Genomic DNA, 26,391 nt, shown 5'->3' with positions numbered 1-26,391 from the left:
AGGCATCATGCAGCTCGTCCACACCCCACAACACACGCAACTGTCGCTGTTCGAGGCCTTTATGGCCCAACCTCTTGCGCCTATCCTCAAGGAAACGGTCGAGGCACCCTGGGGCGCCGAGCCGGAGGTGTTCAGTGAATTGTCGTTGCGCGGTGCAGCGGGCAGCTGCCTGAGCCTGCTGGCGCCGATCCTGCGTGAATTGAGCGAGGAACAGGACGCCCGCTGGCTGACACTGATCGCCCCGCCCGCCAGCCTGACCCAGGCCTGGTTGCGAGACGCCGGTCTAAACCGTGAGCGTATCCTGTTGCTGCAGCCGCGCGGCATGCAAAGTGCCCAGTTGTTGACCTGCGAAGCCTTGCGCCTGGGCCGTAGCCATACGGTGGTGAGTTGGCTTAATCCGCTGAATGCCAGCGCCAAGCAGCAGTTGATCAGTGCCGCGCGCGTGGGCGATGCACAGAGCTTGAATATTCGATTGGGATAACTACTTGAGGCGGCCCTTTGAACATCGAGCGTCTCTGATGGGCTCTGTAGTGAGCGGGCTTGCCCCGCGCTGGGCTGCGCGGCCCTGACATAGATGAATGCGGTATATCAGCTAACCCACAGTGTCTGGTTTTGGGGCCGCTTCAGCCCAGCGCGGGGCAAGCCCGCTCACTACAAGATCAATGCGGCACAAAAAGCCTGATCGTCACAGACCTCAGTGAAGCACCCGCGGCCCATCGTCCTTCTCCGGCTCGCCTTCAGCCAGGCGACCCGCCATCTGCACACCCACGCTCAACATGGCTTTTGCCACTTCCACGTGCTGGCCTTGCAGAAACACCTTGGCGTCCTCGGAAAAATCCAGAATAACCAGAGAACCCTCGTCCTCCGCCCGGCGCAGCTCGATACGGCCGTCAGGCAACTCAACAATTTCCAGAAAGGACGTTGGCATAAAAGTCTGTTCTCCACGAAAGGCCGAGATTATATCAGTCATCCACCCAGCCCCGCAGAGGATCTGAACAGGTTTCTTTACAGCTTGATGAACGGTGCTTTCAGGACCTGAGCAGGCGTTAGCACTCGTTCAAGCCTTCGCGAAAGCGCAGTGCCATCTTTTTCAGCGCCTGGCGCCAGCCTTCCAGTTCTTCGCGGCTCAACGGCTTGGGCTCGTCCTCTTGCACCGTAACTGCCACGATCAGCGGCTGGGTGACATCACCCTTGGGCACATGAGGCACACGCGGCGGCTGGAACATATCGGCGTGCGCCTTGAGCAAGCGGGCGATCCAGCTGTCTGGGCTTTGCGCCATTTCAACCAGCTCGGCCAATTCAGGAATGGCCATGGATTCGAGCACTTCTCGGTTCATGATCATCTCCGCGCGAGGCGAACCGGCTTGAGGCAAGCGATAGAACCCGGCGATTTCATGGCACAGGCCCAGCAAGGCGCCATACAGGTGGAACAACGCCGCTTCGCGGCCGGCCTGGACCAGCGCGATGGCATTCATCTCCTTCCCTTCCTCGGCGCGGCCAAGGGCTTCCAGGGCTAAACCCGCAAAGTAGATTTTCTGATTGGTACGGGTATAGAGTTCGTTGGCCATACAGGCAGTCTCCGCAACGAATGAAGCGTAATGCTGGCTGAACAGTGTCACGGATCAGCCGAGCACACTGCAAGCGCAAAAAAAAGGCCGCCTGTTGCAGGCGGCCTTTGTTTTCGCAGCGTCTTAGCCGATCAAGCGCCCTGGCGCTTGTCCTCGACCTTCCACTTGCCGCCGTCGTAGAACGCTTTCCAGCCGGTAGGCTTGCCGTCCACTTCAGTCTGCACGTACTGCTCCTTGGTCTTGCGGCTGTAGCGGATCACGGCTGGGCGACCGTCCGGGTCCTTCTTCGGCGCTTCGCACAGGAAGTGGTACTTCGGATCGATCTCGTCCTTGTGCGGCACGATCTCCAGCACCAGCGGTGCACGGGTCTCGCGGTTTTTCGGGAACTGGCTGGCGGCCAGGAACAGCCCTGAAGCGCCGTCACGCAGGATGTAGGTGTCGTTGACCTTCTCGCACTTGAGTTCGGGCATCTTCACCGGGTCCATCTTCGGCGGCGCCGCATCACCGCTTTTGAGCAGTTTGCGGGTGTTCTTGCAGGTCGGGTTGGTGCAGCCGAAGAACTTGCCGAAACGGCCGGTCTTGAGCTGCATCTCGCTGCCGCACTTGTCGCACTCCAGGCTCGGACCTTCGTAGCCCTTGATGCGGTAAGTCCCCTCTTCGATCTCGTAGCCGTCGCAATCCGGGTTGTTACCGCAGATGTGCAGCTTGTGCTTCTCGTCCAGCAGGTAGGCGTCCATCGCCGTGCTGCAGATCGGGCAGCGGTGCTTGCCGCGCAGTACCAGCGACTCGGATTCGCCCTCGTCGTCAGCGGCAATCTCATCACCCGGCACCAGGTTGACGGTGGCCTTGCAGCGCTCTTTCGGCGGCAGGCTGTAGCCCGAGCAACCGAGGAACACGCCGGTGGACGCGGTACGGATCTGCATCGGCCGGCCGCACGTCAGGCACGGAATGTCGGTCATCACCGGCTGGTTGGCGCGCATACCGGTTTCAGGGCTTTCTGCTACTTCGAGTTTCTTCTTGAAGTCGCCGTAGAACTCGTCCAGCACGCTTTTCCAGTCGCGCTCACCCTGGGCGACGTCATCGAGGTTCTCTTCCATGCCGGCGGTGAAGCCGTAGTCCATCAGGTTGGAGAAGCTCTCGGACAGACGCTCGGTAACGATGTCGCCCATCTTTTCCGAATAGAAACGACGGTTGTGCAGCGCCACGTAGCCACGGTCCTGGATCGTCGAGATAATCGCCGCGTAGGTCGAAGGACGCCCGATGCCGCGTTTCTCCATCTCTTTCACCAGGCTGGCTTCCGAGTAACGCGCCGGCGGCTTGGTGAAGTGCTGGGACGGGTCGAGCTTGATCAGCTTGAGCGTATCGCCCTGGGCCATGTCCGGCAGCACATCGTCATCGCCTGGCTTGGCGATCTGCGGCATGACGCGGGTGTAGCCGTCGAACTTGAGGATACGGCCCTTGGCGCGCAGCTCGAAGTCGGATGCAGCAACGCTGACGGTAGTCGACAGGTACTGCGCGGGCAACATCTGGCACGCCAGGAACTGACGCCAGATCAGCTCGTAGAGGCGCTCGGCGTCGCGCTCCATGCCGCTGAGCTTGCTTGGCTCGGTGTTGGCGTCGGACGGACGAATCGCTTCGTGAGCCTCCTGCGCGCCTTCCTTGCTGCTGTAGACGTTTGGCTTCTCCGGCAGGTACTTCTTGCCGAATTCGCTTTCAATATAAGTGCGCGCCATCGCCACCGCGTCCTGCGACAGGTTGGTGGAGTCGGTACGCATGTAGGTGATGTAGCCGGCTTCGTAGAGACGCTGGGCCATCATCATAGTTTTCTTCACACCAAAGCCCAGGCGGTTACTCGCGGCCTGTTGCAGGGTGGAGGTGATGAACGGTGCGGACGGCTTGCTGCTGGTCGGCTTGTCTTCACGCTTGACGATGCTGTAGCTGGAAGCCTTGAGCTTTTCCAGCGCGGCCATGGCCTGGGCTTCGTTGAGCGGCTTGAAGGCTTCGCCCTTCTCGCGAGCCACTTCAAAGCGCACGTTGGCGCCCTTGGCGGTGCCCAGGTCGGCGTGGACTTCCCAATACTCTTCAGGGTTGAACGCACGGATTTCGCGTTCACGCTCCACTACCAGTTTCACCGCGACCGATTGCACACGGCCGGCAGACAAGCCACGGGCGATCTTGGCCCACAGCAGCGGCGAGACCATGTAGCCCACGACGCGGTCGAGGAAACGGCGGGCCTGCTGGGCGTTGACGCGGTCGATGTCCAGTTCGCCCGGTTTGGAGAAGGCTTCCTGGATGGCCTTCTTGGTGATCTCGTTGAACACCACGCGCTTGTAGCGGCTGTCGTCGCCGCCGATGGCTTCGCGCAGGTGCCAGGCAATGGCTTCCCCCTCGCGGTCCAAGTCGGTTGCGAGATAGATGGTGTCAGCATCCTTGGCGAGCCGGCGCAGCTCTTCGATGACCTTTTCCTTGCCCGGAAGGATTTCGTACTTGGCCTTCCAGCCATGATCCGGGTCCACACCCATGCGCGAGACCAGTTGCTTGCGCGCTTTCTCTTTAGGGGTGAGTACCGGACCTTCGCCCGCGGCCGCCTTGCCGCGCTTGGCGGCAGGCTCCTTGCTGGCGCTAGCCGAACCGCTGGTGGGCAGGTCTCGGATATGGCCGATACTCGACTTCACCACGTACTCGTTGCCCAAGTACTTGTTGATGGTCTTGGCCTTAGCCGGGGATTCCACAATGACCAGCGATTTGCCCATGGATCGGAAAATTCCTGAATTCGAGAAGTGAAAGGCAGTTGGCGCCTGTCGCGGCAACGCTATATATAGTGGCAACAAGGTGAGGTCAAGCGCAGCATTCTGCGCGGCCTGCGGTTATTGCCCTGAAAAAAGACTGGGTTCGGCCCGGACCAAAGCAAAGCGCGGGACCTGTTCGCCGTCAACTTCGACGGACTCAAGGAACATGCTCAAGGGGCGCACCCAAAAACCGTAATCGCCATACAGTGCTTGGTAAAACACCACTTCTTCTTCGGTTTCGGAGTGCCGCGCCACGTTGAAAACACGGTACTGCGGACCTTTGTAATGCTGATAGAGCCCGGGTTCGACTTTCATGCTCTGGCCCTCTTACAAAATGTGTTGAAAAAAAATATTAAAAATTCCAAAAAACAAAAACCGGGGCACTGGGCCCCGGCTTCCGTCAACCCAACGCTTAGACGCGTTCGAAGACGGTTGAAATGCCTTGGCCGAGACCAATGCACATGGTAGCTACCCCGAGGTTGCCGCCATTTTGCTTCATCACGTTGAGCAAAGTACCGGAGATACGCGCACCGGAGCAACCGAATGGGTGGCCCAGGGCAATCGCGCCGCCGTGCAGGTTAACCTTCTCGTTCATCTTGTCGAGTACTTTCAAATCTTTCAGCACCGGCAGGGCTTGTGCGGCGAAAGCTTCGTTGAGCTCGAAGAAGTCGATATCGGCGATGGTCAGGCCTGCGCGCTTCAAGGCTTTCTGGGTCGCCGGTACTGGACCATAGCCCATGATCGCCGGGTCCACACCTGCCACTGCCATCGAGCGGATCACCGCCAGGGGCTGGATACCCAGGTCCTGGGCACGCTGCGCCGACATCACGATCATGCACGATGCACCGTCGGTGATTTGCGACGAAGTACCGGCTGTCACGGTGCCGCCCTTTGGATTGAACGCAGGCTTCAACGCCGCCAGGCTTTCCAGGGTGGTGTCCGGACGAATGGTTTCGTCGTAGTCGAACAGTTTCAGGAAGCCGTTCTCGTCATAGCCGTTCATCGGGATGATTTCATCCTTGAACTTGCCTTCCACGGTCGCCTTGTGGGCGAGCTGGTGGGAACGCAGGCCGAACGCGTCTTGGGCTTCACGGGTAATGCCGTGCATCTTGCCAAGCATTTCCGCGGTCAGGCCCATCATGCCCGAGGCTTTGGCCGCGTACAGCGACATGTGCGGGTTAGGGTCGACGCCGTGCATCATGCTGACGTGGCCCATGTGCTCCACGCCGCCGACCACGAACACATCACCATTGCCGGTCATGATCGCTTGCGCGGCGGTGTGCAGCGCGCTCATCGACGAACCGCACAGGCGGCTCACGGTCTGGCCGGCCGCGGTGTGCGGGATCTGGGTCATCAGCGACGCCATGCGCGCGATGTTCCAGCCCTGCTCCAGGGTCTGGTTGACGCAGCCCCAGATCACGTCCTCGACTTCGTTCGGGTCGACCTTGACATTGCGTTCCAGCAGTTTGCTGATCAGGTGCGCCGACATGTCTTCGGCGCGGGTGTTGCGGTGCATGCCGCCCTTGGAGCGGCCCATCGGCGTGCGACCGAAGTCGACAATCACGACGTCTCTTGGATTCAAGCTCATAAATATTCTCGCTCTAGTCGTCTGGGCACTTAACCGAAGAAGCTCTGGCCGTTCTTGGCCATCTCGCGCAGCTTCGCGGTCGGGTGGTACAGCGGGCCCAAATCAGCGTATTTGTCAGCCAGGGCAACGAACTCGGCCACACCGATCGAGTCGATGTAACGCAGCGCACCACCACGGAATGGAGGGAAACCAATACCGTACACCAGGCCCATATCGGCTTCGGCGGCGGTCTCGACGATGCCGTCTTCCAGGCAACGCACGGTTTCCAGGCACAGGGCGATCATCATCCAGTTGATGATGTCTTCGTCCGACACCTCACGCTGTTCGTAGATGACCGGGGCCAGCACTTCGTGCACCGACGGGTCGGCAACTTTCTTCTGCTTGCCCTTCTTGTCGGCCTCGTAGGCGTAGAAACCCTTGCCGTTCTTCTGGCCCAGGCGCTTGGCCTCGTACAGCGCGTCGATCGCCGAGCGGCGGTCGTCCTTCATGCGGTCCGGGAAGCCTTCAGCCATCACGTCGCGACCGTGGTGGCCGGTGTCGATGCCGACCACGTCCATCAGATACGCCGGGCCCATTGGCCAGCCGAATTTCTCCATGACTTTGTCGATGCGCACGAAATCCACACCGGCGCTGACCAGCTTGGCGAAGCCGCCGAAGTACGGGAACAACACGCGGTTGACCAAAAAGCCCGGGCAGTCGTTGACCACGATCGGGTTCTTGCCCATTTTCTTGGCGTAGGCAACGGTGGTGGCAATCGCCTCCTCGCTGGACTTCTCGCCACGGATCACTTCCACCAGCGGCATCATGTGCACCGGGTTGAAGAAGTGCATGCCGACAAAGTTTTCCGGACGCTTGAGGGCCTTGGCCAGCAGCGAGATGGAAATGGTCGAGGTGTTGGACGCCAGGATGGTGTCGTCCTTGACCTGGGCTTCCACTTCGGCCAGTACAGCTTGCTTGACCTTCGGGTTCTCGACAACCGCTTCGACCACCAGGTCGACGTGGCCGAAATCGCCGTAGGACAGCGTAGGACGAATGCCATTAAGCACTTCAGCCATTTTCGCCGCGGTCATGCGACCTTTATCAACGCGGCCCACCAGCAGCTTGGCGGCTTCCGCCAGGCCCTGCTCGATACCGTGTTCGTTGATGTCCTTCATCAGGATCGGCGTGCCTTTGGACGCCGATTGATAGGCGATGCCGCCGCCCATGATACCGGCGCCGAGTACGGCAGCCTGCTTCACGTCGCGAGCGATTTCGTCGTAGGCCTTGGCCTTTTTCTTCAGTTCCTGATCGTTCAGGAACAAGCCGATCAGGCTCTGGGCTGCCGAGGTTTTCGCCAGTTTGACGAAGCCTGCCGCTTCCACTTCCAGAGCTTTGTCGCGACCGAAGTTCGCGGCTTTCTGGATGGTCTTGATCGCCTCGACCGGCGCCGGGTAGTTCGGGCCGGCCTGGCCTGCCACGAAACCCTTGGCGGTTTCGAACGACATCATCTGCTCGATGGCGTTGAGCTTGAGTTTTTCCAGCTTCGGCTGACGCTTGGCCTTGTAGTCAAATTCGCCGCTGATGGCGCCCTTGACCAAATTCAGTGCCGCTTCGGCCAGTTTGTCCGGGGCAACCACGGCATCGACGGCACCGACTTTCAGCGCGTCTTCAGCACCATTTTCCTTGCCGGCGGCGATCCATTCGATGGCGTTGTCGGCACCGATCAGGCGCGGCAAGCGTACAGTGCCGCCGAAACCCGGGTAGATGCCCAGCTTGACTTCAGGCAGGCCGATCTTGGCCGTGGCCGACATGACGCGAAAGTCCGCCGCCAGGCACATTTCCAGACCGCCGCCCAACGCGATGCCATTGATCGCGGCAACGGTCGGTACGTTGAGGTCTTCGAAATCGCTGAAAATCTTGTTGGCTTCGAGGTTGCCAGCCACCAGCTCGGCATCGGGCAGCTTGAAGTTGTCGACGAATTCGGTGATGTCCGCGCCGACGATAAACACGTCCTTGCCGCTGGAGACGATCACGCCTTTAATCGATGCATCTGCTTTGATGGTGTCTACGGCCTGACGCAATTCAGTCAGGGTTAGACGGTTGAACTTGTTGACGGACTCACCCTTGAGGTCGAACTTGAGCTCGACAATGCCACTTTCAAGAGCCTTAACCGTGATGGCTTTACCTTCGTAAATCATCAACTGATCTCCACGATATGGAAGCTGAACAGTACACACTGGACGCTGGCCTCTGGTTGGACATTGACGAATTCGTCAATGCTCACGCCATTGCACCAGGCACACCCGCCAATGCGATAGTCGGGATTCTGTATGAGTCGTCTGACAGACAAACGCTCAATTCATACGCCCGTTTGATTCGGGTACGCCACCTTCATCCAATTCCAGGCAATTGTCAATCGCTCCAAAGGCTAGGAAAAACGCGACTTTCCAGTCATTTAAGAACCCTGGCCCTGAATGCGCGACTCGTCAATATTTGATTATTCATGGAATCAATAAGACAAAAGATCAGGGAAATGGCTGTACAGAACCTGATATGCCGCTAGGCTAGCGACAAGCGTAACGCGACGGGATGAACATTCCACGCGGGCAGCACCGCATTACCGGCCTGCCTGGCCAACTCCAGCCCGATGATGATGTCGGGCTTTTTATTACCTGTTGTTTATCAGGCCAGGGCCTTGAGCAGCGTATCGATCTCGCGCAGGACGCTCGCCTCGCCCTTCTCGCCCCAGTACAGCGCGATCATCTGCTTGTCGGCCTCGATCTTGTAGACGTTGCCCGGCAGCTTCGCAAAATACGGCAACAACTTTTCATCAACGCAGACTTCGCGCCATTGATTCACCCACACCCCCGGTTCCAGCTGCCAGTAGCTCCAGACTGCCGGCGTGCTGCTGCGCCGTGGCCGGCAGTACTGCGCGCAGGGGCTCGGCGGCTGGTGCTTGAGCCAGTGCGGCCACGCTTGCGGCGACAGTTGCATGGCCAGGCCAATGCGTCGCGCCTCCATGCGCAGGGCCATGCGTCCGCTCTGATGGCGCGACGGGCGCAGCCACACCAGAGGGCTCAGAACCACCAGAAGGATTGACACCACTATCCAGACCGTCATATGTGTACTCCCGATTTTCCCGATGAGCGGATTTGACTTGGGGCAACCCCATCCGCTTGAAAGCAGCCATACTGAATTTATTGCAGTCCCCTGGAGGAACGCCCCATGCCCTACGAACATATTCTGGTCGCTGTCGACCTGACAGAAGAGTGCGATCCAGTGATCAAGCGCGCGCAGGAATCTGCATTGGCCAATGGCGCCATACTGTCGCTGGTGCATATCGTCGAGCCCATGGCTATGGCCTTTGGCGGTGACGTGCCGATGGACCTTTCCCAGTTGCAGCAACAACAATTTGACCAGGCCAAGGAGCGCTTGGATCGTTTGATTCTCAAATACCCGCACCTGAAAAAGGAAGACTGCCACCTGACATATGGCCAACCGCGCCAGGAAATCCACCACCTGGCCAAGGAAAAGGCTTGCGACCTGATCGTGGTGGGTAGCCACGGTCGTCACGGCCTGGCGTTGTTGCTGGGTTCCACCGCCAATGATGTGCTGCATGGCGCGCCGTGTGATGTGCTGGCCGTGAAGCTGGTGAAGAGTTCGTAAGATCAATGAAGATCAAAGGTGGGAGCTGGCTTGCCTGCGATAGCAGTGTGTCAGTTGATACATCTGGTGGCTGATACATCGCTATCGCAGGCAAGCCAGCTCCCACATTTTTAACTGTATTCCATATGAAAAACCCGGCGTTCATCAGATGAACACCGGGTTTTTTATTGCGTGCCGATCACTCAGCCATCCAGCTCGGCCCAGCGCTCAACCAGCACTTCCAGCTCCTGGTTCAGTTTCTCAAGCGAAGCAATGACCTTGGCCGTCTCTGCCGCCGGACGCTGGTAGAACGCCGCGTCAGCCATTTCTGCTTCCACCGCGGCGATCTGCTGTTCCTTGGCGTCGATATCGCCCGGCAAGGCTTCCAGCTCACGCTGCAGCTTGTAGCTGAGTTTTTTCTTCGCGGCCGGCGCGGCTTCCTGTGCCGGAGCAGCGGCGGCCACGGGGGCGACGACTGCCGAGGTCAGGTCGGCCTTGCCGGACTTGCTCTCGGTCACGCCCAACAGACGCGGCGAGCCGCCCTGGCGCAGCCAGTCCTGGTAACCACCGACGTATTCACGCACCTTGCCTTCACCTTCGAAAACCAGGGTGCTGGTGACGACGTTGTCGAGGAATGCCCGGTCGTGGCTGACCATCAGCACGGTGCCGTTGAAGGTCAGCAGCACTTCTTCGAGCAGCTCGAGGGTTTCCACGTCGAGGTCGTTGGTCGGTTCGTCGAGCACCAGCAGGTTGGCCGGCTTGCTGAACAGCTTGGCCAGCAGCAGGCGCGCACGCTCGCCACCGGACAAGGCTTTCACCGGGGTACGCGCACGTTGCGGGCTGAACAGGAAGTCGCCCAGGTAGCTGAGCACGTGGCGGCTCTGGCCGTCGATGTCGATAAAGTCACGACCTTCGGCAACGTTGTCGATCACGGTCTTTTCCAGGTCCAGCTGGTGACGCAACTGGTCGAAGTAGGCCACATCGATCCGCGTGCCCTCTTCCACCTTGCCGCTGGTCGGCTGCAGACCGCCGAGCATCAGCTTGAGCAAGGTGGTCTTGCCGGTGCCGTTGGCACCCAGCAGGCCGATACGGTCGCCGCGTGCCAGGACCATGGAGAAGTCCTTGATCAGGAACGGGCCTTGCGGGTGATGGAAGCTGACGTTTTCCAGCACCATCACTTGCTTGCCCGACTTGTCGGCGGTATCGAGCTGGATGTTGGCCTTGCCGGTGCGCTCGCGACGTTCGCTGCGCTCAACACGCAGCGCTTTCAATGCACGCACGCGGCCTTCGTTACGGGTGCGGCGCGCCTTGATGCCCTGGCGGATCCAGACTTCTTCCTGGGCCAGTTTCTTGTCGAACAGGGCGTTGGCGGTCTCTTCAGCCGAGAGTGCGGCTTCCTTGTGCACCAGGAAGCTGGCGTAGTCGCCGTTCCAGTCGATCAGGCCGCCACGGTCCAGTTCCAGGATACGGGTGGCCAGGTTTTGCAGGAAGGACCGGTCGTGCGTGATGAACAGCACGGCGCCCTGGAAATCCTTGAGGGCTTCTTCGAGCCAGGCAATCGCGCCGATATCCAGGTGGTTGGTCGGCTCGTCGAGCAGCAGCAGGTCCGGCTCGGACACCAGGGCCTGGGCCAGCAGCACGCGACGACGCCAGCCGCCGGACAACTGGGCGAGGGTCTTGTCGGCCGGCAGCTGCAGGCGGCTCAGGGTGCTGTCGACCAGTTGCTGCAGGCGCCAGCCGTCACGGGCTTCGAGGTCTTGCTGGACGTGCATCAGTTTGTCCAGGTCGGCTTCGGTCACGCAGTTCTGCGCCAGGTGATGGTACTCGGCGAGCAAGGCGCCCACGCCATCGAGGCCTTCGGCAACCACGTCGAATACTGTCCGCTCGTCGGCTACCGGCAATTCCTGCGGCAATTCGCCAATTTTGAGGCCCGGGGCGCGCCAGACAGAGCCCTCATCGGGCTTTTGGTCGCCTTTGACCAGCTTCATCATGCTGGACTTGCCGGTGCCGTTGCGGCCGATGATGCACACCCGCTCACCACGGGCGATCTGCCAGGACACCTTGTCCAACAACGGCATAGCGCCGAAAGCAAGGGACACATCGCTGAATTTGAGCAGGGTCATACGCTTCTCCAAAAACCGGGCGCGCATTCTACCTGAGTTGAGGGTGGGATGCGGCTGGGATTTTCGCTGCCGACACGTTCTGTAGGACATTTCCAACGAACTTGAACGAACCGGCCAGCAAAGCTTTCTCAGGCGTCAGGCAACAGGCTAAGCTAGGGGCAATCAGTGTCGGCGGTGCCGGTGCTAGTCGTGATTTCTCTGCACGGACGTCTCATGCGCAGTCGCCTTTTCAACTTTTTATCTTGTCTGCTTCTTTCCGCCACCGCCGTTCAATCCGCCCAGGCCGTGGACCTCACCACCCAACGTCAATATTACGATGAAGCCAAACGCGCCTTGGCCAAAGGCGACACCGGCCCGTACATGCAATACAGCCAGGCTCTGGCCGACTATCCGCTGACGCCGTACCTGGCCTACGACGAATTGACCGCGCGTCTGAAAACCGCGAGTAACCAGGAAATCGAACAGTTCCTGGCCAAAAACGGTGACCTGCCCCAGGCCAATTGGATGAAATTGCGCTGGTTGCGCTGGCTGGCCGAGCGCGGCGACTGGCAGACCTTTGAAAAGTACTACGACGCCAAGCTCAATTTCGTCGAACTGGACTGCCTGCATGGCCAGTACCAGCTCACCCACAACCAGAAAGCCGAAGGCTACAAGACCGCCGAAAAACTCTGGATGACCGGCAAGTCCCAACCGGCGGCCTGCGATGTCACGTTCGGCCAATGGGCGGCTGACGGCCAGCTCACCGAGCAGAAGATCTGGGACCGCGCCAAACTCGCCGCCGAAGCGCGCAACTACGCGCTGGCCAACAGCCTAGTCAAAACTCTGCCCACCCTCGCCGCCCAAGGCCGCTTGATGGTGGACGTTGCGCAAAAGCCCGACATGCTCAGCGATCCATCACGGTTCCTGCCGGCCACCGAGGCCATGTCGGACGCCGTGGGCCTGGGCCTGCGCCGCCTGGCACGCCAGGACCCGGACAAAGCCATGACCCTGCTCGACGGCTACGCCAGCAGCATGCGCTTCTCCCGTGACGAAAAAGTGTCCATCGCCCGGGAAATCGGCCTGACCCTGGCCAAGCGCTACGACCCGCGCGCCCTTGAGGTGATGACCCAATACGACCCCGAATTGCGCGACAACACCGTCTCCGAGTGGCGTCTGCGCCTGCTGTTGCGCCTGGCCCGCTGGGAAGATGCCTACCAGTTGACCCGCAAGTTGCCGCAGGACCTGGCCACCACCAACCGCTGGCGCTACTGGCAGGCCCGCAGCCTGGAACTGGCCGAGCCGAAAAACCCGCAAGCGCTGGTGTTGTACAAAAACGTGGCCAAGGAACGCGACTTTTATGGCTTCCTTGCCGCTGACCGCTCGAAATCGCCCTACCAGTTGAACAACAGGCCTCTGGTGATGAGCCAGGCGCTGGTCAACAAGGTCCGCAACACCCCCGGCGTGCGGCGCGCACTAGAATTTTATGCGCGTGGCCAGATCGTCGACGGGCGCCGCGAGTGGTACCACGTCAGCCGACACTTCAACCGCGACGAAATGGTCGCCCAGGCCAAGCTGGCCTACGACATGAAGTGGTACTTCCCGGCCATCCGCACCATCAGCCAGGCGCAGTACTGGGACGACCTGGACATCCGCTTCCCGATGGCCCACCGCGATACCCTGGTGCGCGAGGCCAAGGTGCGCGGCCTGCATTCCAGCTGGATCTTTGCCATCACCCGCCAGGAAAGTGCGTTCATGGACGACGCCCGCTCCGGCGTCGGCGCCAGCGGCCTGATGCAACTGATGCCCGGCACCGCCAAGGAAACCGCACGCAAATTCAGCATTCCCCTGGCCTCCCCGGCCCAAGTGCTAGACCCGGACAAGAATATTCAGCTCGGCGCCGCGTATCTGAGCCAGGTGCACAGCCAGTTCAACGGCAACCGCGTGCTCGCGTCCGCCGCCTACAACGCCGGCCCAGGGCGCGTGCGCCAGTGGCTGCGCGGTGCGGATCACCTGAGTTTTGATGTGTGGGTGGAAAGCATCCCGTTCGACGAAACCCGCCAGTATGTGCAGAACGTGCTGTCTTATTCGGTGATCTACGGGCAGAAGCTCAACTCACCGCAGCCGTTGGTGGATTGGCATGAGCGGTATTTTGATGATCAGTAAGCGGCACAACTTCGAGCGGTAAGTTTGAAGCGCCAAGAGCAATGCCCGCGTTGAAAGATGCGGGCATTTTTTATTGGGTCGCCGGGCGCTCGCTTTGCACCGCTTCGGCCAATGCCAGGTTCAACGTCTGCAACATGAACTCAACGAAGGGAGTCGCCTCGGCTCGCTGGTCTGCCGCCGACAGCGCGGCATAGTAGGCGTCCTGCTGATCGCGAATCACCGCTTCCACTGGCAAGTAAGCCAATACAGGGCGCCATTGGCTGAGGATCAAGGTTTGCCAGAGACGGCCCATTCGCCCGTTACCGTCTGCGAACGGATGGATGAACTCGAATTCGTAATGAAACACGCAACTCGCGATCAATGGGTGCCAGTCAGAAGCCGACAACCACTGCAGCAGATCATCTATCAGATGCGTCACACGACTCGCAGGTGGCGCCATATGCACCAATTGCTTGCCGCGATAAATGCCAACACCTGCCTGGCGAAACCGCCCCGCATCGTCGACCAATCCGTACATCAACAGTTCGTGGGCCTTGAGCAGGTGCGCTCGATCACTCGGAGCCCACTGGGGCAAGGCTTCGTATGCAGCGAATGCATTGCGCACTTCCTGGATTTCACGAGGCAGCCCCAACACCCGCTTACCTTCCAGGACAGCAGTTACCTGCTCCACACTCAGGGTGTTGTTTTCAATGGCCAGAGAGGCCTGGATGGTGCGGATTCGATTGCCGCGCCTGAGTTGGGGCGTCTGACGCTTATCGTCACCGACTGAAAGCTGACCGATCTGCTCACTGATAGCGGCGACCAGCGTCAGCATCTTTGCAGTCAGGGTCAGCGGAGGTTGATAACGGCTCATGTCCTCATCCAGTTCACTCACGAAAGACCACATGATGCCTTAAGGGCCTGGTATCGCGCAGCTTCAATCCACTTCCACTCCATCACTGAACTGCAACGCCGCCAACCGCGCATACAGCGCATTGCTCGCGATCAACTGCTGATGCGTGCCCACCGCCACCAGCTTGCCCTGGTCCATCACCGCTATCCGGTCGGCGTTCTTTACCGTCGCCAGTCGATGGGCGATCACCAGCGTGGTGCGCCCCTGCATCAACTGCGGCAACGCTTGCTGGATCAGGTGTTCACTCTGGGCATCCAGCGCGCTGGTGGCTTCGTCGAGCAACAGAATCGGAGCGTCCACCAGCAAGGCGCGGGCGATGGCCAGGCGTTGGCGCTGGCCGCCGGAAAGGCCCATGCCCCCGTCGCCGAGGTGGGTCTGGTAGCCGTCGGGCATTTGCAGGATGAAGTCGTGGGCGTGGGCGATGCGCGCAGCGGCTTCGACCTGCTCCGGGGTGGCGGACGGGTTGCCGTAGCGGATGTTGTCTTCGACGCTGCCAAAAAACAGCGCCGGGCTCTGGGACACCAGGGCGAAGTGGCGGCGCAGGTCCATGGGGTCGAGTTCGGTCAGCGCGTGGCCTTCGAGCAAGATGCGGCCTTGCTGGGGGTCGTAGAAACGCAGCAACAGGTCGAACAGGGTCGACTTACCGGCACCGGACGGCCCCACCAACGCCAAGGTCTCTCCAGGGTTGATGCTCAGGCTCAAACCGTCGATGGCGTAGCTGTCCGGCCGTGAGGGGTAGGCAAAGCGCAGCGCTTGCAGCTCCATGCGACCGCTGACCCGCGCAGGCAATTGCACCGTTCCAGTGGTGGGCGCCTGGATTTCGTTGTTCGACTGCAACAATTCGCCAATACGCTCGGCGGCGCCAGCGGCGCGCTGCAACTCACCGAGCACTTCACTGAGCGTGCCGACCGCACTGCCTACGATCAGGCTGTAGAACACGAACGCCGCCAGCTCGCCGCCGGAAATGCGCCCGCTGATCACGTCCATGCCGCCCACCCACAGCATCACGCCCACGGCGCCGAGCACCAGCATGATCACCAGGGTAATCAGCCAGGCGCGCTGGGTGATGCGTTTGCGTGCGGTGGTGAACGCCTCTTCCACGGTCACGGCGAAGCGTTGTTCGTCCTGCACCTGATGGTTATAGGCCTGCACGGTCTTGATCTGGCCAAGGGTCTCGGACACATAACTGCCCACATCGGCGATGCGGTCCTGGCTCTGGCGCGACAGGCTGCGCACGCGCCGGCCAAAAATGAGGATCGGCGCCAGCACCAGCGGCAAAGCCACCACTACGATGCTGGTGAGCTTGGGATTGGTCACGAATAGCAACACGATGCCGCCGATGACCATCAAGGCATTGCGCAGGAACAGTGACAGCGACGAACCGATCACCGATTGCAGCAAGGTGGTGTCGGTGGTCAACCGCGACTGGATTTCCGAGCTGCGGTTGTTCTCATAGAAGCCCGGATGCAGGTAGATCAGGTGGTTGAACACCTGCCGACGGATATCCGCTACTACCCGCTCGCCGATCCACGACACCAGGTAAAACCGTGCAAACGTGCCCACCGCCAGGCCAAGGACCAGGACCATGAACAGGCCGATGGACTGGTTGAGCAGGTGCGGTGACTGGGTCATGAAACCCTGGTCCACCAGCAGGCGAATGCCCTGCCCCATGGACAAGGTAATACCGGCCGTGACGATAAGCGCCAACAGGGCACCGAGTGCCTGCCAGCGGTACGGCGCAATGAAGCGGCTGGCCAGGCGAATCGCGCGGCGTTGACGGGTTGAGAACATGGAGGGCATCACCAATGGAGGAACCTGTACACCCACATGGGGGGAACTTGGCTCAATAACAACTTTCCTGAACGCAATGAGTCAGATTAATTATGCCCACTGATATGCGCCGCTAGAGGCTATCGGTCTAACCCCAGGCTGGATATTTATAGCGCTTTCTGGTGGACTGGGCATTCGAACCGGTGACCTTGCAGGGAGTTGTAACAGCCTGGTCACGCGGTGGGATTAGTGTAGGTACACAACCTGATGAGGAGACAGGCCATGACCTTGCAAAACAGCAGCGAAGCCAAGATTGAAGTAATCCGCCAACCGCAGGAGTTGCCCTGCTCGTATATCGACGCCAAGGGCCACGAAGTGCAGATTACCGAAGAAATGATCCAGCAAGCGTGCAGCGAACTGGAACAGCGCCTGGTCAAGCCTGCACAGCAAGGCTGAAACGCCGACGCTCGCTTTTCAAACCCGGCCCAGGTGGCCGGGTTTTTATGGGCGTCTAAACGGACGCCGCGCCCAGTGCGGTCACGATGTTCGACAACACGGCCGAATCGCCGTTAATACGTACCTTTAGCCCATCGATCTCACGGCGCTCGGGATAGTGCTTGCGTAGCAGGTCGAAGGCCTTGCGCTGTTCGTCCACGGTTCCCACAAGGCTGCGACGAAAATCCGCATCATCGCGGCGCGGGTCGTACACGCTGCGGCACAAGGTCGCCAGCGCCCAGGCCGGGTCGGTCGACGCGTTCAGGCGCACCTCGGCCAGCCAGGGCGGCGGCAGCAGATCGCTTAATTGAATGCTTGCCTCCTGGCCCAGGTGCGCGCAGAACGCCTGGTAGATCTGCGCGGTGCCGCGCTGCTTGCCGTCCAGGCTGTAGCCGGCGATGTGCGGCGTGGCCAGTACGCACAGATCGGCCAGATCGGCGTCGACTTCGGGCTCGCCTTCCCACACATCCAGCACCGCTTGCAGGTCTTCACGCTCCAGCAGCACTTCGCGCAGGGCGGCATTGTCCACCACCGGGCCACGGCTGGCGTTGATCAGCCAGGTGCCGGGCTTGAGCTGGTTGAGGCGCTGACGGTCGAACAGGTGCCAGGTGGAGCCGTTGCCGGACTTGGTCAGCGGCGTGTGCAGGCTGATCACATCGCAGTGCTCGATGATTTGCGCCAGGCTGACGTAATCGCCGTCCTCGGCGATTTGCCGGGGCGGGTCGCAGACCAGCACGTTCCAGCCCAGGCTCTTGAGCACCTCGACCAGCCGCCCGCCGACTTCACCGGCGCCGACCACGCCATAAGTGCGCCGGCTGAGGTCGGCGCCTTCGATCTCGGCCAGTGTCATCAGGCTGCCCAACACATAATCCACCACGCCGCGCGCATTGCAGCCGGGCGCGCTGGACCATTGGATACCGGCCTGCCTGAAGTAATCCAAGTCCAGATGATCGGTGCCGATGGTGCAGGTGCCGACGAAGCGCACCTTGGAGCCCTCCAGTAAAGCGCGGTTGACGTTGGTCACGGAGCGCACCAGCAACACATCGGCCTGCTCGACCGTGGCGCGGTCGATGGAACGGCCGGGTACGCGGCGAATCTCGCCAAAACCCTGGAAGAATGCATCGAGCAGCGGGATATTTTCGTCGGCAACAATCAGCATGGCGGGCTCCTTTTGGCGGAACCGCAGTGTACAGGGATGCGATTTGGGTTCCAGTACAGATCAAAGGATCGCCGCACCGCTGCGATGGCATCAACTCAGTGTGCCTGATACACCGGGTTGTCCGCATCGCAGGCAAGCCAGCTCCCACAGAAAATCCGCAGTGCATGGGGGATCGTTTACAAATCGCTAACACAGGTTTTTTCCTGACCAATGCGTCAAGGCGTAGACTGCGCCGTCCTTGAACCTGCCTTTTGACTGGACACCCGTACGTGAACACTGCCACCGCCCCCCTCACCCGCCCCGCCCGCATCCGCCGGGAAGTGCGCGGCCTGCTGACGCTTGCCTTGCCGATTATCATCGGCCAACTGGCCACCACCGCGATGAGCTTTGTCGATGCGGTGATGGCGGGACGTGTCAGCCCGCAGGACCTGGCGGCGGTGGGCCTGGGCAACTCAATCTGGATCCCTGTGTACCTGCTGATGACCGGCACGCTGCTGGCCACCACGCCAAAAGTCGCCCAGCGCTACGGTGCCGGCCAGTTCAGTGAGATCGGGCCGCTGGTGCGTCAATCCTTGTGGCTGGCGGTGGTGGTCGGGATCACGGGGGCGCTGTTGCTGCTCTGCGCCGAACCGATCCTGCGGGCGATGAAGGTGGAGCCGGACCTGATCGAGCCCTCCATGGGTTACCTGCACGGCATCGCCGCTGGCATGCCGGCCATTGCGCTGTATTACGTGTTGCGTTGCTTCAGTGATGGCCTGGGCCGTACGCGGCCGAGCATGGTCATGGGCCTGTGCGGCCTGGCGCTGAATATTCCGCTGAATTACATCTTCATTTATGGTCACTTTGGCGTGCCGGCCATGGGCGGCGTCGGGTGTGGCTGGGCCACGGCCATTGCGATGTGGGTGATGCTGCTGGGCCTGGCGGTGTGGACCCGTTGGGGCCCGGCCTACCAGAGCAGCGAGTTGTTCAAGCGTTTCGATTGGCCGCAATGGGCGGTGATCAAGCGCGTACTGGGCATCGGCCTGCCCATCGGCGTTGCGATTTTTGCCGAGTCGAGCATTTTTGCGGTAATCGCCCTGCTGCTCGGCAGCCTGGGCGCCACCGTGGTCTCCGGTCACCAGATCGCGCTGAATGTCAGCTCGCTGGTGTTCATGGTCCCCTACTCGTTGAGCATGGCCGTGACCGTGCGCGTCGGCCAGGCGCTGGGGCGTGGCGAACCGCGCGAGGCACGCTTCGCCGCCGGCGTCGGTATGGGCACAGCGCTGGCCTACGCCTGCCTGTCCTGCAGCCTGATGCTGGTGTTTCGCGAGCAGATCGCGGCGATCTACACCCCGGACCCGGTGGTGATTCACTTGGCGTCGATGCTGATTGTGTTCTCGGCGCTGTTCCAGTTCTCCGACTCGATCCAGGTCACGGCGGCGGGCGCGCTGCGTGGCTACCAGGACACGCGGGTGACCATGGTGCTGACCCTGTTCGCGTATTGGGGCGTGGGCCTGCCGGTAGGCTACGCCCTGGGGCTGACCGATTGGCTGGGCGAGCCGAGCGGCCCGAGTGGCTTGTGGCAAGGACTGATCGTGGGCCTGAGCTGCGCGGCGGGGATGCTGCTGGTGCGCCTGGCGCGCAGTGCACGCCGGCGCATCCGCGCGGACAAGGTGCTGGCTTAATCGGCTTTCTTGCGAATCCAGTACAGGTAAGTACCGGCCTGCTCCTGCTGATCCACCAGTTCGTGGTCAAGGAACACGCAGAACTTGGGGATATCGCGGCGCGTCGACGGGTCGGTCGCGATGACCTTGAGCAGGCCGCCGGCCGGCAGGTCACGGATGTGCTGGTGCAGCATCATCACCGGTTCCGGGCAGTTGAGGCCGGTGGCATCCAAGGTCGCGTCGACGGGCAGTTCAAGACTCATACTTCACTCCTAAAACCAACCCGATCTCCTGTGGGAGCGGGCTTGCTCGCGAAGACGCGGGCACATTCAACATAAATTTCGACAGTTATATCGCTTTCGCGAGCAAGCCCGCTCCCACAGTTGATATCAGTGTCGCTTGGGTTTCTTTACGTCCACCAACCGGCGCAGGTGACAGGTCACTTCCTCACGGTCGTGGTACAGCTGCTTGCAACCGATCTCCACGCGGATGCCGCGCGTCTTGAAGCCTTCCTCGATACGTTCCAGCAAGCGCTTCACTTCGGCGTAACGCTGCTTCATCGGCAGCTTCAGGTTCACCACCGCTTCACGGCAATACCCTTCGCCGATCCAGGTTTCCAGCAGCGCTGCGTTACGCGCCGGTTTCTCGACGATATCGCAGACCATCCAGTCCACCGGCTGCTTGGGCACGAAGGTGAAGCCGTCGGCCATCAAGTGCTGTACCAGGCCGGTGTCCATCAGGCTTTCAGCCATGGGGCCGTTGTCGATGGCGGTGACGAGCATGCCACGGTTGACCAGTTGCCAGGTCCAGCCGCCGGGGGCTGCGCCGAGGTCGACACCGGTCATGTCGCCATGCAGGCGCTCGTCCCATTGGTCGCGGGGGATGAAGTGGTGCCAGGCCTCTTCCAGCTTGAGCGTCGAGCGGCTGGGCGCGTCACGCGGGAACTTGAGGCGCGGGATGCCCATCGGCCACATCGCCGAGTTGTTAGACTCGGCCAGGCCCATGAACACTTCGCGGCCGCTCTTGAAGGTCAACAGCAGGCGCGGTTTGCTCGGGTCGTCCACCAGTCTGCCGGCATTCAACAAGGCTTTGCGCAGGTGCACTTCGAATTTCTTGCAGAAGTTCGACAGTTCCTTGCCGTCGTTGGTGTCGACCATTTCCAGCCACAGGCTGCCGCACAGCGGGAAACCTTGCAGGTGCGCCAGGATCACGCTGATGCGGTCGGTTTCCGGCAGGTCGATGAATACCCCACGCGCCCACTGCCTGGGGAAGATCAGCTCGGCAAAGCGCTGGCCGTGCATCAGGCGCTGGGCGCCGTCGTCCTCGGTGCAGACAAATTCGGCGCAGGCGCTGCCGGTCTTGGCCTTGGCGTAGCCGGAGACGTTCAGGCGCGCGGCGTGCTCCGCTATCTCGGAACAGACTTCGCCTTCAAAACCCGGGCGGCAGTGCATAAAAAGGGTGTTCATCAACTCTCCTGGTAACCGGCTTGCGCTATCGCAATGCCTGTCATGAAAACGCGCGCATGATAGCTGATCGGAACCTTGGACTTAACCATAGAGTCCAGTTATTAGTCTGCTAATGAAAACAGGGCTACCTTGATAGCTCTGTTCGTCCCGTCAGTCCGTAGCCGTGCGGACCATAAGGAGCCATATCATGTCATCGCTTGATAGCCTGAGAACCCTTAAGACCCTGGAAATAGACAGCAAAACCTACCACTACTTCAGCCTGCCCGAGGCCGCCAAGAGCCTGGGCGACCTGGATACGCTACCGATGTCGCTCAAGGTGCTGCTGGAGAACCTGCTGCGCTGGGAAGACAACAAGACCGTCACCGGCGCCGACCTCAAGGCAATTGCCGCCTGGCTCAAGGAACGCCGGTCCGACCGCGAGATCCAGTACCGCCCCGCCCGCGTATTGATGCAGGATTTTACCGGCGTACCCGCCGTGGTCGACCTGGCCGCCATGCGCGCCGCCGTGGCCAAGGCCGGGGGCGACCCGCAGCGCATCAACCCGCTGTCGCCGGTGGACCTGGTGATCGACCACTCGGTGATGGTCGACAAGTTCGGCAATGCCGATGCCTTCGAGCAAAACGTCGACATCGAGATGCAGCGCAACGGCGAACGCTACGCCTTCCTGCGCTGGGGCCAGAGCGCCTTTGACAACTTCAGCGTGGTGCCACCGGGCACCGGCATCTGTCACCAGGTCAACCTCGAATACCTGGGCCGCACCGTCTGGACCAAGGACGAAGACGGCCGCACCTATGCCTTCCCGGACACGCTGGTCGGCACCGACTCCCACACCACCATGATCAACGGCCTCGGCGTATTGGGCTGGGGCGTGGGCGGTATCGAAGCGGAAGCGGCGATGCTCGGCCAACCGGTGTCGATGCTGATTCCGGAAGTGATCGGCTTCAAGCTCACCGGCAAATTGAAGGAAGGCATCACTGCCACCGACCTGGTACTGACCGTGACCCAGATGCTGCGCAAGAAAGGCGTGGTGGGTAAATTTGTCGAATTCTATGGCGACGGCCTGGCCGACCTGCCCTTGGCGGATCGTGCGACTATCGCCAACATGGCCCCGGAATACGGCGCCACCTGCGGCTTTTTCCCGGTGGATGAAGTGACGCTGGACTACTTGCGCCTGTCGGGGCGCCCGGAACAAACGGTCAAACTGGTCGAGGCCTATACCAAGGCCCAAGGCCTGTGGCGCAACGCCGGCCAGGAACCGGTGTTCACCGACAGCCTGGCCCTGGACATGGGCAGCGTGGAAGCCAGCCTGGCCGGGCCGAAACGCCCGCAGGACCGTGTGGCCCTGCCGAACGTCGCCCAGGCGTTCAGCGACTTCCTCGACCTGCAATTCAAGCCGACCAACAAGGAAGAAGGCCGCCTGGAAAGCGAAGGCGGCGGTGGCGTTGCCGTCGGCAATGCCGATCTGGTGGGCGAAGCGGACTATGAGTACGAAGGCCAGACCTACCGCCTGAAGAACGGCGCCGTGGTGATCGCTGCGATCACATCCTGCACCAACACTTCCAACCCCAGCGTGATGATGGCCGCCGGTCTGGTGGCGAAAAAAGCCGTGGAAAAGGGCCTGACCCGCAAGCCGTGGGTAAAAACCTCCCTGGCCCCAGGCTCCAAAGTGGTTACCGACTACTACAAGGCGGCGGGCCTCACTCAGTACCTGGACACGCTCGGCTTCGACCTGGTGGGTTACGGCTGCACCACCTGCATCGGCAACTCCGGTCCGTTGCCTGAGCCGATCGAGAAAGCCATCCAGAAAGCCGACCTCACCGTCGCCTCGGTGCTGTCCGGTAACCGCAATTTCGAAGGCCGCGTGCACCCGCTGGTGAAAACCAACTGGCTGGCCTCGCCACCCCTCGTCGTTGCCTATGCGCTGGCCGGTACCGTGCGCATCGATATCAGCAGCGAGCCTTTGGGTAACGATCTGAATGGCAATCCGGTGTACCTGAAGGACATCTGGCCCAGCAGCCAGGAAATCGCCGACGCGGTGGCGCAGGTCAGCACCGGCATGTTCCACAAGGAATACGCCGAGGTGTTTGCCGGCGACGAACAGTGGCAGGCCATCGAAGTGCCACAAGCGGCGACTTACGTGTGGCAGGAGGACTCGACCTATATCCAGCACCCGCCGTTCTTCGATGACATTGCCGGGCCACTGCCGCAGATCCAGGACGTCAAAGGCGCCAATGTGCTGGCGTTGCTCGGGGATTCGGTGACCACTGACCACATCTCCCCCGCCGGCAACATCAAGACTGACAGCCCCGCCGGCCGCTACCTGCGGGAAAAAGGCGTGGAGCCGCGCGACTTCAACTCCTACGGTTCGCGCCGGGGCAACCATGAAGTGATGATGCGTGGCACCTTTGCCAATATCCGCATCCGCAATGAAATGCTCGGCGGCGAGGAAGGCGGCAATACGCTGTACATCCCGACCGGCGAGAAGATGGCGATCTATGACGCCTCGATGAAGTACCAGGCCTCGGGCACGCCATTGGTGGTGATCGCCGGCCAGGAATACGGAACGGGTTCAAGCCGGGACTGGGCCGCCAAGGGCACCAACCTGCTGGGCGTCAAGGCGGTGATTGCCGAGAGTTTCGAGCGGATTCACCGCTCCAACCTGGTGGGCATGGGTGTGCTGCCGTTGCAGTTCAAGCTGGATCAGAACCGCAAGTCACTCAAGCTGACGGGCAAGGAGAAGGTCGACATTCTTGGGCTGACCGACGTTGAGATCGTGCCGCGGATGAACCTGACCCTGGTGATTACGCGGGAGGATGGCAGCAGCGAGAAGGTCGAGGTGCTGTGCCGGATCGATACGCTTAATGAAGTGGAGTACTTCAAGTCGGGCGGTATCCTGCACTACGTGTTGCGCCAGTTGATCGCGTCCTGAACCACGACGCAAATCAAATGTGGGAGCTGGCTTGCCTGCGATAGCGGTGGATCAGCCCCCACATATTCACTGATAGACCGCTATCGCAGGCAAGCCAGCTCCCACAGTTTTGAACGCATTTCAACTCTTAACCGAACAGCCACTTCCACAGCAGCACCAGAACAACCACCGCCAACACCGGCCGCGCAATCCGGTAAGCCTTGGGATGCTTGCGCTTCCATTGCTTGACCACGCCGCTGAATTTGTCGCTGAACGTCTTGCTCCACGCATAGGCCTGGTTGATCCCGCCCACACGCTCATCGTCCAGGTTTTGCGGCGCAGTCGCGCGGCCCAGTTGCTTGCTGACCCAGCGGTTGATGCGGGTCATCAGGCGATTGCGCAGCGGTCGCTCGATGTCGCAGAACAGGATCACGCGGGTCTTTTCAGTTTCGTTCTTGACCCAATGCACGTAGGTCTCATCGAACATCACGTCGTCGCCGTCGCGCCAGGCATAGACCTGGCCGTCAACAAAGATGCGGCAGTCGTCGGAGTTCGGCGTGGACAACCCCAAGTGATACCGCAGCGAACCAGCAAACGGGTCGCGGTGCGGGTTGAGGTGGCTGCCGCCCGGCAACAGCGCGAACATTGCGCCCTTGACGTTGGGAATACCGCTCACCAGGGCCACGGTCTTGGGGCACAGCGCTTCGGCCGAGGGCAGCGGTTTGTCGTACCACTTGAGGTAGAACCGCTTCCAGCCCTTCTTGAAGAACGAGCCGAAGCCGGCGTCGTTGTTCTTTTCGGCGGCGCGAATGTAGCCCTCGTCGAACAGGTGCATGGCCTCTTCGCGGATCACTTCCCAGTTGTCCTTGAGCACATCCAGTTCCGGGAACTTGCTGCGGTCCAGGTAAGGCCTGGACGGCACGGCGGAGAACAGGTACATCAACGCGTTATACGGAGCGAACAGCGCCGAATGGTTGACGAACTGGCGCAACAACGGCAAACGGGCCTTGCCGCGCAGGTGCACGTACAGCGTGCTGCCGATGAACAGCAGCAATACCGACAGTTTGGTGGCCAAAGAAAAGGTCATGCAGCAACTCCTGAAAATAAGCGCCTGGCCAGCAGACGTAGCAGCCGGCCATGATAAACATTTGGGCGAGTATGCAGAAGGCCCGGTTTATCGGCGCTGACTCAAATCAAGCCTGGTTTTCCTGTTCGGTAAACAAATCACTGAACAGCATGCTCGACAGGTAGCGCTCACCGGAGTCCGGCAAAATCACCACGATCGTCTTGCCCTGCATCTCCGGTTTCTCGGCCAGGCGCACCGCCACGGCCATCGCGGCGCCGCAGGAGATACCGCACAGGATCCCCTCCTCCTGCATAAGGCGCAGGGCCATGGCCTTGGATTCGTCGTCGGTCACCAGCTCCACGCGGTCGACCATCGACAGGTCGAGGTTTTTCGGCACGAAACCGGCGCCGATGCCCTGGATCTTGTGCGGGCTGGGCTTGATCTCTTCACCGGCCAGCGCCTGGGTGATGACCGGCGAGACGCTCGGTTCAACGGCGACCGACAAGATCGGCTTGCCCTGGATGTTCTTGATATAGCGTGACACACCGGTGATCGTGCCGCCGGTGCCCACGCCCGCCACCAACACATCTACCGCGCCGTCGGTATCGTTCCAGATCTCCGGGCCGGTGGTTTTCTCGTGGATCGCCGGGTTGGCCGGGTTTTCGAACTGGGCCGGCATAAAGAAAGTGGTCGGGTCGCCGGCGACGATTTCGCCGGCTTTTTCAATAGCACCCTTCATGCCCTTGGCCGGCTCGGTCAGCACCAGTTCGGCGCCCAGGGCCTTGAGCACCTTGCGCCGTTCGATGCTCATGGACGCCGGCATGGTCAACAGCAGCTTGTAGCCCCGGGCGGCGGCGACAAACGCCAGCCCAATGCCGGTGTTGCCGGAGGTGGGTTCGACAATGGTCATGCCTGGCTTGAGTTTGCCGCTGCTTTCGGCGTCCCAGATCATGTTGGCGCCAATGCGGCACTTCACCGAATACCCCGGGTTACGCCCTTCGATCTTGGCCAGGATGGTCACGCCCCGCGGTGCGATACGGTTGATCTGAACCAGGGGCGTATTACCGATGGAGTGCGCGTTGTCTGCAAAGATGCGGCTCATGACGGGTCCTATTGGGCGGTTTTCAGGAAAGTCCAAGGGTATGCCTCACCCTTCAA

General features: G+C 60.9%; 20 protein-coding genes and 1 pseudogene. 6 read left to right on the top strand and 15 right to left on the bottom strand.

Annotated elements, in window-relative coordinates; translation table 11 throughout:
* The first annotated feature begins 7 nt into the window (after window positions 1–7).
* The gene (sulA, locus tag KVG91_RS17800; protein WP_169376606.1) at window positions 8–481 is read left to right on the top strand and encodes an SOS-induced cell division inhibitor SulA; all 474 of its coding nucleotides are present in this window, start codon (window positions 8–10) and stop codon (window positions 479–481) included.
* A 213-nt stretch (window positions 482–694) separates the two neighbouring features.
* Here the strand turns inward: sulA and KVG91_RS17795 are convergent, their stop codons facing one another.
* From KVG91_RS17795 to KVG91_RS17765, 7 genes are all read right to left on the bottom strand, one after another.
* Window positions 695–928, bottom strand: coding sequence for a hypothetical protein (locus KVG91_RS17795; RefSeq protein WP_005786160.1), 234 nt, complete (start codon window positions 926–928; stop codon window positions 695–697).
* 118 nt (window positions 929–1,046) lie between these two features.
* Window positions 1,047–1,568, bottom strand: a complete 522-nt coding sequence (locus tag KVG91_RS17790) for a DUF6586 family protein (RefSeq protein ID WP_169376607.1) — start codon at window positions 1,566–1,568, stop codon at window positions 1,047–1,049.
* Window positions 1,569–1,699: 131 nt separating this feature from the next.
* Window positions 1,700–4,321 carry a type I DNA topoisomerase gene (gene topA / locus KVG91_RS17785; protein WP_169376608.1) on the bottom strand — a complete coding sequence of 874 codons (2,622 nt, stop codon included), beginning with the start codon at window positions 4,319–4,321 and terminating at the stop codon, window positions 1,700–1,702.
* A gap of 114 nt (window positions 4,322–4,435) precedes the next feature.
* Window positions 4,436–4,672, bottom strand: a complete 237-nt coding sequence (locus KVG91_RS17780; RefSeq protein WP_169376609.1) for a DUF1653 domain-containing protein — start codon at window positions 4,670–4,672, stop codon at window positions 4,436–4,438.
* A gap of 97 nt (window positions 4,673–4,769) precedes the next feature.
* The gene (fadA, locus tag KVG91_RS17775; protein ID WP_076950284.1) at window positions 4,770–5,945 is read right to left on the bottom strand and encodes an acetyl-CoA C-acyltransferase FadA; all 1,176 of its coding nucleotides are present in this window, start codon (window positions 5,943–5,945) and stop codon (window positions 4,770–4,772) included.
* 29 nt (window positions 5,946–5,974) lie between these two features.
* Entirely contained in the window at window positions 5,975–8,122 is a 2,148-nt protein-coding gene (gene fadB / locus KVG91_RS17770) for a fatty acid oxidation complex subunit alpha FadB (RefSeq protein WP_169376610.1), read from the bottom strand.
* 484 nt (window positions 8,123–8,606) lie between these two features.
* Window positions 8,607–9,044 (bottom strand): hypothetical protein, encoded by a 438-nt coding sequence (locus KVG91_RS17765; RefSeq protein WP_169376611.1) that lies wholly within the window; start codon window positions 9,042–9,044, stop codon window positions 8,607–8,609.
* A 105-nt stretch (window positions 9,045–9,149) separates the two neighbouring features.
* Here KVG91_RS17765 and KVG91_RS17760 point away from each other — a divergent pair, with 105 nt between their 5' ends.
* Window positions 9,150–9,590: a universal stress protein gene (locus KVG91_RS17760; RefSeq protein WP_057704695.1), complete on the top strand. Its 441-nt coding sequence runs from the start codon at window positions 9,150–9,152 to the stop codon at window positions 9,588–9,590.
* Between the two features lie 182 nt (window positions 9,591–9,772).
* On the opposite strand, the gene KVG91_RS17755 is transcribed toward KVG91_RS17760, so the two are convergent.
* Window positions 9,773–11,692, bottom strand: a complete 1,920-nt coding sequence (locus tag KVG91_RS17755; protein ID WP_169376612.1) for an ATP-binding cassette domain-containing protein — start codon at window positions 11,690–11,692, stop codon at window positions 9,773–9,775.
* A 213-nt stretch (window positions 11,693–11,905) separates the two neighbouring features.
* On the opposite strand from KVG91_RS17755, the gene KVG91_RS17750 reads away from it, so the two are divergent.
* Entirely contained in the window at window positions 11,906–13,834 is a 1,929-nt protein-coding gene (locus KVG91_RS17750) for a transglycosylase SLT domain-containing protein (protein WP_169376613.1), read from the top strand.
* 88 nt (window positions 13,835–13,922) lie between these two features.
* Here KVG91_RS17750 and KVG91_RS17745 read toward each other — a convergent pair.
* Both KVG91_RS17745 and KVG91_RS17740 read right to left on the bottom strand, forming a co-directional pair.
* Window positions 13,923–14,687, bottom strand: a pseudogene (locus KVG91_RS17745) (Fic family protein); the annotation flags it as partial.
* Between the two features lie 63 nt (window positions 14,688–14,750).
* Entirely contained in the window at window positions 14,751–16,526 is a 1,776-nt protein-coding gene (locus KVG91_RS17740) for an ABC transporter transmembrane domain-containing protein (RefSeq protein ID WP_169376614.1), read from the bottom strand.
* Between the two features lie 252 nt (window positions 16,527–16,778).
* On the opposite strand from KVG91_RS17740, the gene KVG91_RS17735 reads away from it, so the two are divergent.
* Window positions 16,779–16,952, top strand: coding sequence for a PA1571 family protein (locus KVG91_RS17735; RefSeq protein WP_169376615.1), 174 nt, complete (start codon window positions 16,779–16,781; stop codon window positions 16,950–16,952).
* A gap of 55 nt (window positions 16,953–17,007) precedes the next feature.
* On the opposite strand, the gene pdxB is transcribed toward KVG91_RS17735, so the two are convergent.
* Window positions 17,008–18,150 (bottom strand): 4-phosphoerythronate dehydrogenase PdxB, encoded by a 1,143-nt coding sequence (gene pdxB, locus KVG91_RS17730; RefSeq protein WP_169376616.1) that lies wholly within the window; start codon window positions 18,148–18,150, stop codon window positions 17,008–17,010.
* 269 nt (window positions 18,151–18,419) lie between these two features.
* Between pdxB and KVG91_RS17725 the strand changes: the two genes are divergently transcribed.
* Window positions 18,420–19,814: an MATE family efflux transporter gene (locus KVG91_RS17725; RefSeq protein ID WP_169376617.1), complete on the top strand. Its 1,395-nt coding sequence runs from the start codon at window positions 18,420–18,422 to the stop codon at window positions 19,812–19,814.
* Here the strand turns inward: KVG91_RS17725 and tusA are convergent.
* Both tusA and rlmM read right to left on the bottom strand, forming a co-directional pair.
* Window positions 19,811–20,056 (bottom strand): sulfurtransferase TusA, encoded by a 246-nt coding sequence (tusA, locus tag KVG91_RS17720; RefSeq protein WP_076950275.1) that lies wholly within the window; start codon window positions 20,054–20,056, stop codon window positions 19,811–19,813. The two genes, KVG91_RS17725 and tusA, sit on opposite strands and share 4 nt — an antisense overlap.
* 126 nt (window positions 20,057–20,182) lie before the next feature.
* Window positions 20,183–21,259, bottom strand: coding sequence for a 23S rRNA (cytidine(2498)-2'-O)-methyltransferase RlmM (gene rlmM / locus KVG91_RS17715; protein ID WP_169376618.1), 1,077 nt, complete (start codon window positions 21,257–21,259; stop codon window positions 20,183–20,185).
* A 187-nt stretch (window positions 21,260–21,446) separates the two neighbouring features.
* Between rlmM and acnA the strand changes: the two genes are divergently transcribed.
* Complete coding sequence (acnA, locus tag KVG91_RS17710) at window positions 21,447–24,188, top strand: aconitate hydratase AcnA (RefSeq protein ID WP_169376619.1); 2,742 nt, start codon at window positions 21,447–21,449, stop codon at window positions 24,186–24,188.
* Between the two features lie 127 nt (window positions 24,189–24,315).
* Here acnA and KVG91_RS17705 read toward each other — a convergent pair whose 3' ends face one another.
* Both KVG91_RS17705 and cysK read right to left on the bottom strand, forming a co-directional pair.
* On the bottom strand, window positions 24,316–25,254 hold the full coding sequence (locus KVG91_RS17705; protein WP_169376620.1) for an aspartyl/asparaginyl beta-hydroxylase domain-containing protein: 939 nt from the start codon (window positions 25,252–25,254) through the stop codon (window positions 24,316–24,318).
* A 106-nt stretch (window positions 25,255–25,360) separates the two neighbouring features.
* Complete coding sequence (gene cysK / locus KVG91_RS17700; protein ID WP_169376621.1) at window positions 25,361–26,335, bottom strand: cysteine synthase A; 975 nt, start codon at window positions 26,333–26,335, stop codon at window positions 25,361–25,363.
* Window positions 26,336–26,391 lie beyond the last annotated feature (56 nt).

This window comes from Pseudomonas azadiae (assembly GCF_019145355.1).
In the GTDB taxonomy this organism is placed as follows: domain Bacteria; phylum Pseudomonadota; class Gammaproteobacteria; order Pseudomonadales; family Pseudomonadaceae; genus Aquipseudomonas; species Aquipseudomonas azadiae.
Note: the sequence above shows the minus strand (reverse complement) of the source record. Positions and strands in the feature narration are given on the sequence as shown.

What these genes read in the sequence shown, in the direction of transcription:
- acnA (WP_169376619.1), top strand. Translation starts at nt 21,447, where the DNA reads ATGTCATCGCTTGATAGCCTGAGAACCCTTAAGACCCTGGAAATAGAC.
- KVG91_RS17765 (WP_169376611.1), bottom strand. Translation starts at nt 9,044, where the DNA reads ATGACGGTCTGGATAGTGGTGTCAATCCTTCTGGTGGTTCTGAGCCCT.
- fadA (WP_076950284.1), bottom strand. Translation starts at nt 5,945, where the DNA reads ATGAGCTTGAATCCAAGAGACGTCGTGATTGTCGACTTCGGTCGCACG.
- topA (WP_169376608.1), bottom strand. Translation starts at nt 4,321, where the DNA reads ATGGGCAAATCGCTGGTCATTGTGGAATCCCCGGCTAAGGCCAAGACC.
- KVG91_RS17735 (WP_169376615.1), top strand. Translation starts at nt 16,779, where the DNA reads ATGACCTTGCAAAACAGCAGCGAAGCCAAGATTGAAGTAATCCGCCAA.
- KVG91_RS17755 (WP_169376612.1), bottom strand. Translation starts at nt 11,692, where the DNA reads ATGACCCTGCTCAAATTCAGCGATGTGTCCCTTGCTTTCGGCGCTATG.
- rlmM (WP_169376618.1), bottom strand. Translation starts at nt 21,259, where the DNA reads ATGAACACCCTTTTTATGCACTGCCGCCCGGGTTTTGAAGGCGAAGTC.
- tusA (WP_076950275.1), bottom strand. Translation starts at nt 20,056, where the DNA reads ATGAGTCTTGAACTGCCCGTCGACGCGACCTTGGATGCCACCGGCCTC.
- cysK (WP_169376621.1), bottom strand. Translation starts at nt 26,335, where the DNA reads ATGAGCCGCATCTTTGCAGACAACGCGCACTCCATCGGTAATACGCCC.
- KVG91_RS17740 (WP_169376614.1), bottom strand. Translation starts at nt 16,526, where the DNA reads ATGCCCTCCATGTTCTCAACCCGTCAACGCCGCGCGATTCGCCTGGCC.
- KVG91_RS17790 (WP_169376607.1), bottom strand. Translation starts at nt 1,568, where the DNA reads ATGGCCAACGAACTCTATACCCGTACCAATCAGAAAATCTACTTTGCG.
- pdxB (WP_169376616.1), bottom strand. Translation starts at nt 18,150, where the DNA reads ATGCTGATTGTTGCCGACGAAAATATCCCGCTGCTCGATGCATTCTTC.
- fadB (WP_169376610.1), bottom strand. Translation starts at nt 8,122, where the DNA reads ATGATTTACGAAGGTAAAGCCATCACGGTTAAGGCTCTTGAAAGTGGC.
- KVG91_RS17780 (WP_169376609.1), bottom strand. Translation starts at nt 4,672, where the DNA reads ATGAAAGTCGAACCCGGGCTCTATCAGCATTACAAAGGTCCGCAGTAC.
- KVG91_RS17705 (WP_169376620.1), bottom strand. Translation starts at nt 25,254, where the DNA reads ATGACCTTTTCTTTGGCCACCAAACTGTCGGTATTGCTGCTGTTCATC.
- sulA (WP_169376606.1), top strand. Translation starts at nt 8, where the DNA reads ATGCAGCTCGTCCACACCCCACAACACACGCAACTGTCGCTGTTCGAG.
- KVG91_RS17760 (WP_057704695.1), top strand. Translation starts at nt 9,150, where the DNA reads ATGCCCTACGAACATATTCTGGTCGCTGTCGACCTGACAGAAGAGTGC.
- KVG91_RS17750 (WP_169376613.1), top strand. Translation starts at nt 11,906, where the DNA reads ATGCGCAGTCGCCTTTTCAACTTTTTATCTTGTCTGCTTCTTTCCGCC.
- KVG91_RS17795 (WP_005786160.1), bottom strand. Translation starts at nt 928, where the DNA reads ATGCCAACGTCCTTTCTGGAAATTGTTGAGTTGCCTGACGGCCGTATC.